This is a genomic window from Verrucomicrobiaceae bacterium (genome assembly GCA_016713035.1).
In the GTDB taxonomy this organism is placed as follows: Bacteria; Verrucomicrobiota; Verrucomicrobiia; order Verrucomicrobiales; family Verrucomicrobiaceae; genus Prosthecobacter.
The window spans coordinates 107,663-121,457 of the sequence record JADJPW010000004.1 but is presented as its reverse complement, the minus strand read 5'-3'; the positions used below and the strand labels follow the sequence as shown (position 1 = coordinate 121,457).

At 60.4% G+C, this 13,795-nt stretch carries 11 protein-coding genes; 4 read left to right on the top strand and 7 right to left on the bottom strand.

All coding sequences use genetic code 11. The features are described from left to right. Positions 1-20: 20 nt before the first annotated feature. The 3 genes from pyrE to IPK32_14660 are packed head-to-tail and all read right to left on the bottom strand — an operon-like array spanning position 21 to position 3,068. Positions 21-590 carry an orotate phosphoribosyltransferase gene (pyrE, locus tag IPK32_14670; GenBank protein ID MBK8093186.1) on the bottom strand — a complete coding sequence of 190 codons (570 nt, stop codon included), beginning with the start codon at positions 588-590 and terminating at the stop codon, positions 21-23. Between the two features lie 3 nt (positions 591-593). Further along, entirely contained in the window at positions 594-1,316 is a 723-nt protein-coding gene (locus tag IPK32_14665; GenBank protein ID MBK8093185.1) for a hypothetical protein, read from the bottom strand. A 39-nt stretch (positions 1,317-1,355) separates the two neighbouring features. Next, positions 1,356-3,068 (bottom strand): LptF/LptG family permease, encoded by a 1,713-nt coding sequence (locus IPK32_14660; protein ID MBK8093184.1) that lies wholly within the window; start codon positions 3,066-3,068, stop codon positions 1,356-1,358. A gap of 177 nt (positions 3,069-3,245) precedes the next feature. Here IPK32_14660 and IPK32_14655 point away from each other — a divergent pair, with 177 nt between their 5' ends. Beyond that, positions 3,246-3,701 (top strand): sulfurase, encoded by a 456-nt coding sequence (locus tag IPK32_14655; protein MBK8093183.1) that lies wholly within the window; start codon positions 3,246-3,248, stop codon positions 3,699-3,701. A gap of 146 nt (positions 3,702-3,847) precedes the next feature. On the opposite strand, the gene IPK32_14650 is transcribed toward IPK32_14655, so the two are convergent. Both IPK32_14650 and IPK32_14645 read right to left on the bottom strand, forming a co-directional pair. Then, entirely contained in the window at positions 3,848-4,975 is a 1,128-nt protein-coding gene (locus IPK32_14650) for a carboxypeptidase regulatory-like domain-containing protein (GenBank protein ID MBK8093182.1), read from the bottom strand. A gap of 75 nt (positions 4,976-5,050) precedes the next feature. Continuing rightward, on the bottom strand, positions 5,051-7,516 hold the full coding sequence (locus tag IPK32_14645; protein MBK8093181.1) for a serine/threonine protein kinase: 2,466 nt from the start codon (positions 7,514-7,516) through the stop codon (positions 5,051-5,053). 132 nt (positions 7,517-7,648) lie between these two features. On the opposite strand from IPK32_14645, the gene IPK32_14640 reads away from it, so the two are divergent. After that, entirely contained in the window at positions 7,649-8,341 is a 693-nt protein-coding gene (locus tag IPK32_14640; protein ID MBK8093180.1) for a sigma-70 family RNA polymerase sigma factor, read from the top strand. A 112-nt stretch (positions 8,342-8,453) separates the two neighbouring features. Here the strand turns inward: IPK32_14640 and IPK32_14635 are convergent, their stop codons facing one another. Both IPK32_14635 and IPK32_14630 read right to left on the bottom strand, forming a co-directional pair. Beyond that, a complete protein-coding gene (locus IPK32_14635) occupies positions 8,454-11,048 on the bottom strand; it encodes a metallophosphoesterase (GenBank protein MBK8093179.1) in 2,595 nt (864 codons plus the stop codon). Next, a complete protein-coding gene (locus IPK32_14630; GenBank protein ID MBK8093178.1) occupies positions 11,045-11,827 on the bottom strand; it encodes a hypothetical protein in 783 nt (260 codons plus the stop codon). The genes IPK32_14635 and IPK32_14630 overlap by 4 nt, the downstream gene beginning before the upstream one ends. 68 nt (positions 11,828-11,895) lie before the next feature. On the opposite strand from IPK32_14630, the gene IPK32_14625 reads away from it, so the two are divergent. Then, on the top strand, positions 11,896-13,041 hold the full coding sequence (locus IPK32_14625; GenBank protein ID MBK8093177.1) for a terpene cyclase/mutase family protein: 1,146 nt from the start codon (positions 11,896-11,898) through the stop codon (positions 13,039-13,041). 26 nt (positions 13,042-13,067) lie between these two features. Further along, on the top strand, positions 13,068-13,766 hold the full coding sequence (locus IPK32_14620) for an orotidine 5'-phosphate decarboxylase (protein MBK8093176.1): 699 nt from the start codon (positions 13,068-13,070) through the stop codon (positions 13,764-13,766). Positions 13,767-13,795 lie beyond the last annotated feature (29 nt).

Genomic DNA, 13,795 nt, shown 5'->3' with positions numbered 1-13,795 from the left:
CTGGTCCCCGCCTCCCTCCATCACACCAGCTCTGGCCGTGTGAAGGCGGCGACGACGGGGTAGCCTTTGCTTTCGATGTTTTCGCGGCCGCCTTCTTGGCGATCGACGAGGATGAGGGCGAAGGCGACTTTGCCGCCTTCTTCTTCGATGGCCTGGATGGCCTTCAAAGTGGAGTCGCCAGTAGTGATGACGTCATCGACGACGACGACGGGCTGATCCGGCGTGAAATTGCCCTCGATGCGCTTGCCGCGGCCATGGCCTTTGGCTTCCTTCCGCACGACAAAGGCCTGCACGGGCTTGGCATCGCCCGCCATGCTGGAGCTCATCGCCACGGCGAGTGTGATGGGGTCTGCGCCCATGGTGAGGCCGCCGAGCGAGCCGATGCTCAAGCCGCGAGCGGCTTCCTCTTTGCGCAGCAAGTCATGCAGCACGCGACCCACCAGCACCGCGCCGCGTGAGTCCAGCGTGGTGACGCGGCAATCGACGTAAAGATCACTCTCCTTGCCAGAGGCGAGGGTGAATTTGCCAGTTTTGACGGATTTCGCGCGGAGGATGGCGCGGAGTTCTTCGCGGTCGGTTTGGAGGGACATAAATTATTCAGCGGTGGAGGTTTCGGGTTCGATTTCTGGAGTGGTATCAGGTTCAGAGGCGGATTCGGAAGCGGGCTCGGACTCACAGGCGGCTTCGGGGGCTATTTCTGGCTCTGGAGCGGCTTCTGGAGTGTTTTCGGCTGGATCTGCGTGTGACTCGGATGGGACGACGCCATCGACGGTGAGGGTGACGCCGACGGCTTTGGCCGCCTCGGCAGCAGGGCCGCCAAAGGCCAGGATCGTGGCCACTTCTTCCTGAATCTGCACGACTTCTTCCAGGAGCAGCTCGGGGTCACGCACGATGAAGATCTCGCCAGTCTTCTTGTTTTCGTAGAAGAGCATTTTTTGGCCATCGACCTCTTTTTCGGCGGTTTGCACCAGGAGGCGCTTCCGCTCCAGCATGAGGGCGAGGATGTAGCGGGCGTTTTCGGTCTTTGGATCGCCTTCTTCGATGAAGCGCTGGAGGAGCTCCTGGGCCGTGGCTTTGGAGGCGATCTCCGGCTTGGCCTCGGGCTCGATTCGCTGATACACATTGCGCCAGGAGGCGATGGGCTTGCGGGCCTCCAGCTCCTGCTTCCAGGCATCCGCGCAGATGTCGCGGCGGGCGTACTCATTGAGGTCCGGGTCGAAGTAAATGGCGGTGTAAAAGACTTCGCTGTCCTCGAATGGGCGCTGGGTGGCGGCGCATTGGTGGGCTCGGTTGCGGATTTGCCAGTTTTGCTGCATCAGACGGTTTTATGAGTTCCAGGTGAGAGGTTTCAAGTTTCAAGTTGCCGCCGCCACGGGGGCGGAGGGGCCGCGACGGCGTGGGCGGGCCACCTGGGCGGCTTTTTTCGGCCAAAGTCGCAGTCTGGGCAGGTCCCGGTTGCGTGAGCGGAAGTAAAAGAAAATGAGCCCCAGTGTGCCAAAGAGCAGATGCGGCACCCAGACGGTGAACCACGGCGGTAGGTGGCCGCCTTTGCCGAGATTGAGGAATAGATTGTTCACGAACATGAAGACGAAAAAGATGAAAATGCTGCCCGCGATGCCGCCGAGTGCCCCACGGCGTGAGTAGGCGACTCCCAGCGGCACCGCAAAGAGCACCACGGCCAGCGCCTGCCACGGCAGGGCAAAGCGGTGCCACAAATGCGTGCGGAATGGTGCCAGCTTCTCCTCGGAAGCCTGCGGATGCGCCTTGAGGTAGGAGAGCAGTTCCGGCACACCCATGAAGTCTGCCTTCAGAGCATGACTGACGAGGCTCCACGGAGTCTCGGCCAGGTGGGGGACCTCCAGCACCTGCTGGCCGCTTTTCGCTGTGGGAAAGGGCGGCATTGCCGTGGCGGTGCCTTTCTCATAGCGTATCTCGCGCCCGTCATAGAAGCGCCAGCCGCCGCGCGGCGTCCAGGTGGCCGTGGGTGCCAAGATGGTGCGGGCAGGGGCACCATTGAGGTTCTCCTCACGCATCTGGATGCCACGCATGCGCTCGCGTCCACCTTGGAGCGAAAACGGGAAGCTGCCGACGAACCATGTGCGCCGAGTCTGCTCATTCCGATACATGATTTGCTCCGCCATGACGCTGCGCCCCTGCCGCGCTGCATTCTTGCGATTCCCCTCCGCACGCGGTGCCCAGTAATAATTCGCCGCCGCTGCCAGCGCCACCGTGTAGGCCGATGCCAGGAAGATAGGCCGCAAAACACGGGCTAGGCTACGCCCCGTGCCCAGCATGCTGATGAGCTCATTGGCCCGCGACATACGCGTCAGGGAATACAGCACCGCCAGCAGCAGTGCCACCGGCACCACAGTGACAAAAATATACGGTAGCAGCCCCACATAGAAGCCCAGCACATCGGAGAGCCGCGACTTCGCATCCTGAAAGTCCTTCATATTATCCAGCAAGTCCGCGATGATGTACAGAGAGCAAAACGCCGTGAAGCAAAACACCAGCGGATGGATAAAACAGCGTAGCGTGTGCTTTTCTAAAATCCCCAGCCCCATCCACCACCAAAGCGCCCCTGGCACCGACAGCAGCGATGCGGCGATGAGCATCTGCTTTCCCAGGAAAGCCAGCGGCACCGCAGGCTCACCGAAGTCCGTCATCTGCGAATGGACGATATAGCCTACCAGCTCCCCACCCACGGCCCACACGGTGAGTGAGCCAGCCGCGACCAGCAGCGGCAGCATCAAGCGGCTGGGCTGATTCCAGCGGCGGAAGATGATCAGCACCAGCAGTACCGATCCCAGCGTGACCCACAGATTCAGATACGGCATGACACGGGTTAGTCGCTGGATGGACCACGGCACAGATTGATTCGACTGCCGTGCCAGCTCGATGGCCTCGTCCACATCCTCATCAGGGTGGCTGAGGTGCCAATCCTGCGTGATGGAGAGTAGCAGCACCAGCAGCAGCAGCGCAAAGCCGCCCCGCCCCAAATAGGGCAGGTGGATCACCCGCTGCCAGAAGGCAGCGATGCGGCGGAGGCCATTCAAGATGGGTTTCATCAATTGCGGAGAGTGAAACACCTGTTCTCGGCCACGCCCTCGGGCAGGTCAAGGCCTCGCCGCACTGGATGCCACCCTGGAGGCACGATCTACCGAGTTTTTTGCCGAGACGGATTTCACAGGCACACAGCAGAAATGATTTGGCGAACTAGCCAACTCGGAAGCAGCCTATCACGCATGCCCGCAAGCGTCTCTGCCATCTACATCAGCCCATCCGCTACCGTGCTACCGGTTGCGGTTCGCGAGGCAGAGGCACGGGCGCATCGCGGACTCGTCGGAGATCGTTACTTTGAAGGCTGCGGCACTTTTACGGATTGGGAACCGAAAGGCCCCGGCCGCGAGCTCACGCTGATCGAGAGCGAAGTGCTCGCCGAGATCGGCCTCAGCGCCGCTGAGGCGCGGCGAAACATCGTCACCGAGGGCCTGCGGCTCAACGAGCTCGTCGGAAAGCGCTTCCGCATCGGCACCGTGCTTATCGAAGGTATCCGCCTTTGTCCGCCGTGTGCTCATTTGGACAAAGTGACCGGCAAAGCCCTGCTGAAGCCCCTCGCCGACTGCGGCGGCCTGCGGGCGGACATCTTGAGCGATGGTGTCATCCGTGTGGGGGATGCGATCACTTGCATCGTCCCTTGAGCACATCCTGTCTGACTGCGGCCTTTGCGGACGGTGGCCTGGGTAAAGATGCCTTGCGTCATCAACATACATGATGACGTTCATCATGGACAATCAACGGATGACCATGCGTGTGTCCTATGCATACCGCCCATCAAAAAATTGACTCAGCGCTCACGGACACGCCAAAAGAGCTGCTGTGCACCGCCTGATCCTTTGAATTTGGTTACCTGGCGGTCGTTGCCGTAAATGGTTTCCTGCACAGTCCAAGTCTGCATGTCAGGGGACGATTCGATGTCGTAGCGAAAGCCGGAGGCGGCGTGGAAATTCAGCTCCATGGCGATCTGGTTGGTCAGAGTGAAGTTTCCGGCGAGCGGTGTGATGTTGGTGTTCGTGTTGGTCGTGCCGCTGATGACATGGGCAGAAATAGACCGGGACCGTAGTCCAGGGACGCTGACGGAGACCTGGTGCAGCCCGGCGGGCAGCCCGCTGATGGTGTAGATGCCTTGGGCGTCGGTCGTCACCTCCTGGTCATAGATGCGGACTGTCGCTCCTGGGATGACTTGGGAGGTTTCGGGGTGCCGCACGCGCCCGCTGACTGCTCCGGTGTGCTGAAAGCTCGTGCGGTTGATGAGTAGCTTCACGAAATCAATGGCGTAGCCGTCTCCCGCGCCGGTGCTGTCGTCATCGATGCGTATTTCCAGCCGTCCGGTGCTCACCTGACTGAGAAGATCCCCCTCGAGTCGCAGCGTGACCATCCGGCCAATGGGGCCTGTCTGGTTGATGGCATTGATCACCGTTTCCAACGCTGGCACCCGCAGGCCATTGAGGGTGACGTAGTAGAGGCTACCCCAAACGGGAGCCTGGAAATCATCCACAAACATCTGAAGGCAGGCATTGGTGATGGTCGCTGGAGGCGTGTATTCGAGCACGATCGGGCGCACGCTATTTGCGGGGCGGCTGGTGTCTCGCGTGTAGCCGTCGTCACCGTTGGGTGGGTTGCCACGAAAGCTGGAGATGACCATGATGCGGTCTGTGCCGTCGGGATCGGCTGGGTCCAGTGTCCAGGGCCAGGTGTGGGAGGAGGTGCTGTTGCCGGAAAAGGGATTGAAACCCGCAGACCAACCGAAGCCGAGGTTATCAATGTCTCCCGTGCGAGCCATAAAGGCCGCTTCCGGAGTGTTGCTCATTTCGACGTGTTTCAGGCTCCAGTTTCCATCTTCAGGCGTCACCGTCTGGGCAGAGAGCAGGGTGGCAAAGAGCAGCAGGAGAAGTGTGGCAGCAGTGGTTTTCATGAGGGATGTCTGTGGTGGATTCACCCGCTGCAAGGACATCCACAGACGTTGATTTCACGATTTCTACAAAAAGATTCACTTAAACTCAGCGAGCTGCTTCTCGGCTGCCTGGAGCAGTTTTTCAGCCTTGGCCGCGCGGGGCTTCGGGAGGGCCTTCAGCTCTGCGATGCACGTTTCCAGCATGGCGCGTGCCTCTGACTGGCGATCCATCGCCATGAGCACGCTGACGAGCTGCTGTGCATCGGCATGCCGCTGAATGTTTTCAGCTTCATGCTGCCTCATGAGCGCCACTAACGAGCTCAAACTGGCCTCGGCAGCAGAAAAGTCTTTTTGCATCCGCTGAGCACGAGCGAGGGCGCGTAGCACGGGGATAGCCTCCACTGGCAGGGTGCCTTCGGAGGCTGTGGGAAGGCTCTCCAAAGTGTCTTCACAGAGCTGGCGGGCTTCGGCGTGCCGCGCTGTGTTGCTTAGCTGCGTGGCGTGTGAACCTATGGCCGCGAGACTGACTTCATGTCGCGGGCCGAGCCGCTTCTCGCATTCCTTCATCCAGTCATCACTCGCAGCGATGATGGCGGCCTCATCCAGGCGTTCCTTCTGGAGCTTGATCAAAAATGTCTGCGCATCCTGTGCCACCCTTTCAGCGGGTCCTACGGCATCCACAAACGCTTTCACCGCCTCAGCCGATGCCGTGGCGGCTTCATCGAGATTTTTCAAGCTGTGGCTGATCTCAGCGAACTGCTGCAGGCTCCTCGCAAGGGCCAAATTCCGCACCGTGAAGCTCGCCCGCGCGATCTGAATGTTTTCACGACTGATCTTCAGCGCTTCATCATGACGCTTCAGTGCGATCAGGGCCTCGGCGAGCTCGATTCGCACAAAGACACGAGTCCCCTCGCGAAAACCGGCCGGTTTCTGGGCACACCATGCCTCCACCTCCGTCAGCACACTCAAAGCCTCTGCTGCACGACCGGATCGGTTGAAGAGAATCCCGAGGCTCAGGTGGGCCGTGATCGTGCGAGGCTCCTCCCGCCCAAAGTGGGCCAACATCCAGTCAGCAATCTTCTTTGCCGAATCAATCAGAGCGGCCTTGTCGGTGCTGATCTGAGATTCCTGCCGCAACAAGGCAAGCCGCAGGGTCCACAGGCGCTCATCGTCCGCTGGCAAAGCCTGCTCGGCGAGCTGAAGGGCCTGGCGCTGCAGATCCACTGCCTCGCGATTCGGAGCGAAATGACCCAGCGCGGAGAGCATCAGTGCCTTTCGCACGGGATCGCCCTGAAAGTGACTGACTCGCTCTGTGACGGCTCGGCGTAACTCCTCGTGCGTGAGATTCCTACCGCTGCGAATGCGCCCCATGTCCGCCATGGTCTCGATGAGCGCATGGGTGGCCGCATCGGCATCGTGGAGCTGTCGCCTCGCCTCCATGGCACTGTCTTCCGCAGCCCGCTGCGCCTGACGTGCCAGCGCAGCATGCCAGAGAGCCAAAGCCGTGCCTCCCAGCAAGGCGAGCACACTCACACCCACAGCCAGTGCACCCGCGCGATGTCGCCGCATCCATCGCTGCGTCAGGTAAGCCCAGCTCGGTGCACGAGCACGCACGGGCTCATGATTTAAAAATCTCTCGACGTCCTCTGCCAGAGCTGCAGCAGAGTCATAGCGCAGTTCACGCTCCTTTGCCATGGCCCGCCGAGTGATGAGTTCCAGATCGATGCTGATCTCTCGCCGGACTTGCGTGGGTCTCACTGGCTCCACCTCGCGGATGCAGCGGCGCATTTCATCCTGCCCTGCTGCTGCGAACTCCTTCGGATCAAAGGGCGGTCTTTCGGTCAGCAGTTCGTAAAGCAAGGCACCGAGGGCATAAACATCGCTGCGTGTGTCGATGTCACTGCTGGCCGCGGCCTGCTCCGGACTCATGTAAATCGGTGATCCCATCACATCCCCGAGTCGAGTCGCCAGCGTCAGCTCGGTGAGACGATCTGTGGTGATGGCCTTGGCAATGCCGAAGTCGATGATCTTTGGCACCACATCGTCATCCACGGCCTTCACCAGCACATTCGAGGGCTTCAGATCCCGGTGAATGATCCCTTTTTGGTGCGCATGCTCCACCCCGGCGCAGACTTTTTGAAACAACCGCAACCGCTGCTCCAGCGTCAGCCCATGCTCGCGGGAGTAGTGTGTGATCGTGGTGCCACGCACCAGTTCCATGACGAAAAACGGCCTTCCGCTCGGCGTCATGCCCGCATCCAGCACATGAGCGATGCAGGGGTGATTCATGCGGGCCAGGGTCGCTCTTTCCAGCTCGAACCTCGCCATCACCTCCAGCGTGCTCATGCCCAGCTTGATGATTTTCAGAGCCACATCGCGCTCCAGTGGCTCCGTCTGCCGGGCCTCCCAAACGGTGCCAAATCCGCCCTCGCCCAGCTTTTGCACCAGCGTGTAGATACCCACAGCATCCCCCGGGATTTCAGCCTCGACAGGCGGGCGCAGCGTGCTCGCCAGCATCGCGGCGGCACCGGCGTCATCGGTCACTGGGTTGGTGGTATGCATGAGATCAGAGTTACTTCACCAAATGTCGGCAAAGATTTCATCCGAGACGACACGAAAATCATCAAAAGCGACTTCGCAGTTGTTCGGGTAATCCTGATACGGCTAAAGTGGCTGAGCTTCGATACCCGCCTCATGGACTTTCAGACCACCCAATGGACCCGCGTCATCCGCTCGGCCAATAGCAGCACTCCAGAAGGAGCGGCTGCTTTGGAAAAGCTCTGTCGCGACTATTGGCCACCGCTTTTCGAGTATGTGCGCAGCTTCGGCGTCCCCCATGCCGACGCAGAAGACCTGACACAGTCCTTCTTCACCAAACTCCTCACCAGCGGGCTGCAAGCCCAGGCCGACCGTGAGCGCGGTCGTTTTCGCACCTTTTTACTCACCGCCATCAAGCGATTCATGATGAACGAGCACCGTCGTGACACTCGGCAGAAGCGCGGCGGCCCGGACAAAGAAGTACTCACTCTCGATGCCATCCCTGAGCCCCCAGGTGCCGATGATAGCCCTGATCGTGCCTTTGATCGCAAATGGGCGCACACCCTCCTCGCACATGTCATGGATCACCTGCGACAAGAGTGTGAAAGCTCCGGCCATGGCACCCGCTTTGCCGTGCTCTCACCCATGATTTTCGGTTCCTCCCGCGGCGACGGGGCCGAGGAAGCCGACGCGGAAAAACTCGGCCTCAGTGTTGCCTCCACGCGTGTCGCCCTCAGTCGCTTGCGCCAACGCTACCGCGACCTCCTCCGCGCTGAAGTCGCCCGCCTCGTCGATTCCCCCGATGAAGTGGACGACGAACTCGCCCACCTCATGCTGGCGCTTTCCTAGCGGCCCTCTTCACCTCGCAACGCACCGAGGGAGATCAAGGCTATCGAGACATGGCAGATCGCATGTTGGAACGAGCGTATGGAAAAACGCAGCTGACCTCTCATGAGCAAAGTCACGGCCCAGCGTTCACTTCCACACGGTAAAAACGCCGATTCGCGGCACTGGATGAGTCGGTCCATGACTTGTTCGTGCCGTCGCCGGTAATCACGGCGGAACCGGCTGACCAAGTAGTCAGGTCGGTGCTCCAATACACGCGATAGACCCTCTCAGGCAGCGTGGGGAAGGTGACAATGACCGAGTTGCCATTGTGCGTTTTGGTCCAGCCAAAGCGATCGCTGGCGGCAGGATTGAGGCCGTAGAGATACTCCTCTACGGCGTCATTGCCATCTTTGTCGATGTCCAACGTGGCATCCGCCGCGTTGTGGCGATCCATGCCGTTGGCGATTTCAAAAACGTCCGGCACGCCGTCGCCCTCGCTGTCGGCGGCACCTTGTTTTACGATGGTGAAGGTGTCGGTGATCTCGTTGTCACTTTCGATGTAGGTGGCATTGAGTGTGTTGCCATTGATGTCGATGTTGAAGCTGCCGAGGGTGTTGTAGCTCACATACATGGCGGGATGATCTAGTGGGCCGCCATCCGCGCTTCCTGCGCTGCCAGTGAGTGCATAAACGGCCCCAAAGTGATCACGCGGTCCAGTGAGCGGCTTGATGTAGGCACCGTCGCCAGCGGGGCGACCATTGCCGGGCTGTCGCTTGTGCGCAGCGGTGAAGGTGGTGCTCAGACCATAGTGCTGATCGAGCAAAAAGCTGCGCTCGTAGCTGTGACTGTGGCCCGTGAGCACGAGATCGACGCCCCCAGCCTCCAGGATCGGAGCGAAGCGTGAACGCATCTGCACGAGCTGTGACTCCACATCGCTGTCGTGGCTGCCCTTGGAGTAGGGCGGATGGTGGAAAATGGCGATGATCCACGCCGCGGTCACAGCGGCTAGATCATTGCGCAACCAAGCCGCCATCGCGCCATCGCTACCAGTGGACTCGATCGTGGCTCTGCTGCTCGTCTGTGAGTCGAGATTGATGAAGTGGATGTTGCCATAATCGAAGCTGAAGTAGCGCTCTGTACCGCTCGTCACGCCACCGCATTCACCCGAAGTGGGAAAGGTGAACATGTCCAGGTACGGGAAGTTCGCCGTGCTGCTGGTGCTGCCGTTGTTCGCATCATGATTGCCCATGCATGACCACAGCGGCATTTTGCGCAGCATCGTCGGATACATGCCAAAAACGGCGGCCTGATACTCGCTGTCGGTGCCGCTGTTGTAGGCATTGTCACCGAGCATGAGGCATAGATCAGGCGTGCGTGTGCCAGTCCAGGTGTAGTAGGCATCACGCACAGCGGTCTGGTCAGCATTCGCACGGCCTGCATCACCCAGCACCCAGATGCGGGTGTCCGTAGCCGTGCTCGGTGCGGGCGAGGTGCGGAAAGTGTGCTCTGCATCTCCGCCCGCCAGCGTATCCAGCGCGGAGCCGACACTATAATAATACCGTGTGTAAGCCGAGAGGCCGGTGAGCTGCACCACATGCTCCGTCGTCGCCGTGGACTCATCCACGCTCTGCGTCAGGCTATCGCTCGCTGTGCCATAGCGCACACGCCCGATCACGGCCTGGCTACTGCGCCAGCGGATGACGATGCTGTTTTGATTCCCCTGGTTCAAATACGGTCCGCGTGTCAGTGTGCCGCTACCGGGCTCCGCATTCACTATCAAAGCGACTGCGCTGGAGATTACCAGGTTCGCATCATTGTCGGTGGCACGTGCAGTAAGGCTGTAGCTACCTGCCGCTGCTCCATTCCATACAAACTCAAACGGAGCACTCGTTGCCTCGCCCAGCTTGGCGCTGCTGCCGTTAAAAAATTCCACCTTTGTGATGCTGCCGTCGTCTGTGGCACTCGCAGCGAGTGGGATGGCCTCACCGACGATAACAACGCTTCCCGCAGCCGGTGAGCTGAGCGCAACGGCTGGCGGCGCTCCCGGCACCACGCCCAGGGTCACATTGTCGAGACCGTAGATTTGATCCGGCGAGGTATCGCCATTGTCATCCACCCAGCGCAGGCGCAGTTGCGAGCCGACAGCCCAAGGAGCTGCCAGCTCGATCACCGTGACCGGCGTCGTCGTCACACCCGTCGTCGCAGGTACACTGACAGCATCAGGATTCAGCGCGGCGGCATTCGTCCACGTCGCACCATTGTCCACACTGTAAAACAGCCAGTAGCCGGCTAGTTGATTGAGCGCAGCGGTGAAGCGTCGTGTGTCATAACCGATGCGGATGGCTTGAATCGCAGCCGCTGTGTTGTTTGTCAGAGCAAGTTGCAGCGCTAGACCCTGACCACCCGTCGGTGAGGTGCCCAGCGCACGATCCGCCGTCGAGGTCGGGAGGGCGTAGTTCCAGCCTGCGGTGTTGCTGCTAGTGGCAAAAGTCGTGCTCGCCGTCAGCGTATGATTCACCGTGCCACCGCCAACACCCGTGGCCGGGATGCTCGTCGTCCATGTCGTGCTGCCGCCGCCGTGAGCACCGTAAAAGCCCCAACCGGTAGGCGCAGAGGTGCCGCTGGTGCCCATGCTGTCAAAATCTTGAATGTAGTCCGCCCCGGTGAAGCTGACCTGCGCCGCGAGCTGTAGCGCGGTGATAAAAAAGAATAACAGGGCGATTTTCACGGCGTGTGCTGTTGCAGTGCCTCCAGTGCTTGATGCGCTTGCAGTGTGAGTTTTGACATGGCGTGTGAACCGCGTGCCTGTGGCGGCATGGCTGCGATGCGTTGAGTGATTTGTTTCCAAACTGTGACTGAATCAGCCTCACGGCCATTTTGAGCGAGCAACACAGCCTTCCGCGCCAGCAACGGCTCAGGCACCGCCGCGGAGGAGATGAGCGATTCGAGCCGCCGCAGAGCAGAGGCCAGTTTTTCCAACCGCATGGCCCGCTCGACGATCACTGGCAATTGCGGCGCACGATCGAGCATGGCCAGTGCATCGTCCTCCCGGCCCGCGAGGCAGAGAAACTCGGCGCTTTCGAGAAAATCATCCGGTTCAGGCCGTGGCGTGAGTTGCAGAGCTCTTTCTGCATCCACCGCTGCTTCTTCAAAATGCTGCAAGGCAGCCTGTGTTTGTGCGCGGAGCCGCAGAGCGCCTGCATGCTGCTCCAGTGGCCTCAAAACGACCAGCGCATACTCGAAACGCTTCCCCTGCACCAGCGCCCGCGCACGCAGCAGCTCCAAATTCTCCGCTCCGAGCCGCTCTGCACGCTCGAGATCGACCAAGCAGGCCTGCCAGTCCCGCATTTCCAGCCTCAATGCCGCTCGGCGGACCCACAGTGCCGCATCCTGCGGCTGCGCGGCGATAGCAGCACTCACACGGGTGAGAGTTTTAGCCTCTGCCTCATGCGCAGCCGTCCGCACGACCAGGAGGCCGAGGCAAAGGATGAGGAGGTGCGATTTCATGCCCGGTAGCTTAACTGATTTTTGCGTCGCTGAATAGCTTTCTGTCAGCTGAGCGTTTGGAATGCCGCATGAAAATCGCTCTCGTCTTCCTTCTAGCCCCTGTGGTGCTCCTCGCTGCCGAAACGCCGCCCAAGAAGCCGAAGCCTGCGTTTCAATACGAATCCGGCGACATCAAGGTGAGCATCCCCACCGCCGACGAGCCTCGCGTGAAGCAATTCGATGCGGAGTCGATCAAGGCGGCGGTGAAGTATCTCGAAGACGGTGCGGTGTGCTGGGTGCGTGAAAAAAGCTGCGTGAACTGCCACACCACGGGACCTTACCTGAGCGAGCGACCGGCTTTGATCCCGCAGCTCGGCAAACCGAGCGAGGAGATCGTGGCGGACTTCATCGAGTTCGTGCCGAAGGAGATCAAAGAGGTGAAGGAGACGGCCACGAAGAGCGGCTACAAGCACATGCCAGGCGCTTTTTCGGCCGTGTGGCGCTCGCTGGGCCTCGCGGAGTGGGACAAGCATGTCACGCGCAAAACCTCCGAGCACACCGAGCGGTCGATTCGCGACATGTTTGAGCGTCAAGCGGCCAGCGGAGCCTTCGTGAGTCATGGCGAGGTCGAAATCCCGCACATCACCACGGACTTCGAACTCTCGCTGCAAGCCGTGCGCACCATCACGGCTGCTCCGGGATGGCTTGCGGGCCTCAAGGACGAAAAACTGGTCGCGAAGGTCGAAAAGCTCAAAAAATGGCTGCGCAGCTCGGAGCCGAAAAATGACTGGGATCGCGTTTTGAGCCTACAACTCGCCTTTTACCTGCCGGAGCTCGTTTCCGCTGAAAAACGCGAGGCGGCGCTGAAGCTGCTTTCCTCCAAACAACACGCCGATGGCGGCTGGAGCACGCGTGACTTTTCCGCGCTGAACGACTGGCACTTTGAAGTGAGCGAAACCGTCCAAAAGCTCATCACCGGCCTCCCCGATGCAGCGAAGCCGGAGAGCGATGCCTACATGACCGCCTTCGCCGTCGTGCTCATGCGCCAGAGCGATGTCCCGGCGAAGGATGAACGCGTTCAGAAGGCCGTGGCTTGGTTGAAGAAGGAGCAGCGTGTCTCGGGCCGCTGGTGGATGCACTCGCTGTATCGCGGGAACTACCACTACATCACCTACATCGCGACGTGTCAGGCGCTGAAGGCGCTGGCGCTGTGTGATGAGTTGAAGGCAGGGTGAACTTCCATTACAGACACGCTTCCTCCATGAAACCCATCGTTCAGATCAGCCTCGACCTCACCAACATCGACGAAGCCCTCGAAACCGCTGCGCTAGCCATGCGAGCTGGTGTGGACTGGCTGGAAGCCGGAACGCCGCTCATTTTGGCCGAAGGTCTGCATGGTGTCCGCGCCCTGCGGAAGGCTTTTCCGACCACCCCCATCGTCGCCGACCTCAAAACCATGGATGGCGGCTATCTGGAGGCCGAAATGATGGCCAAAGCCGGTGCCACGCATGTCGTCGTCATGGCCCGAGCGCATGCGGAGACCGTGAAATGCGTCGTGAAGGCAGGGAAGGACTTCGGCTGCAAGGTGATGGGCGATAACATGATCTGCGAAGACATGGTCGCCGGTGCCAAATGGCTCGAAGACCTCGGCTGCGACTACATCATCCATCACATCGGCTACGACGAGCGTCGCGGCATCGCCGCCGCCGGCCACCGCATGCCCAGCCCGCTCGACAAGCTCCGCGAAGTCGTCCAGGCCGTGAAAGTGCCCGTGCAAGCCGTCGGCGGCCTCAGTCTCGAACAAGCCATCCAGTGCCCGAAGTATGGCGCACCTCTCGTCGTGCTCGGTGCCCCGCTCACGATTGATGCCGATGCTTTCAAAACCGCCGATGGCAACCTCGAAGCCTCGCTGCGCATGATCTGCGAGGCGGTTCATGCTCAGGATGTGGCGGCTTTTTGAGCCGAACTTCGTGTTTGGCAGACCTTTGA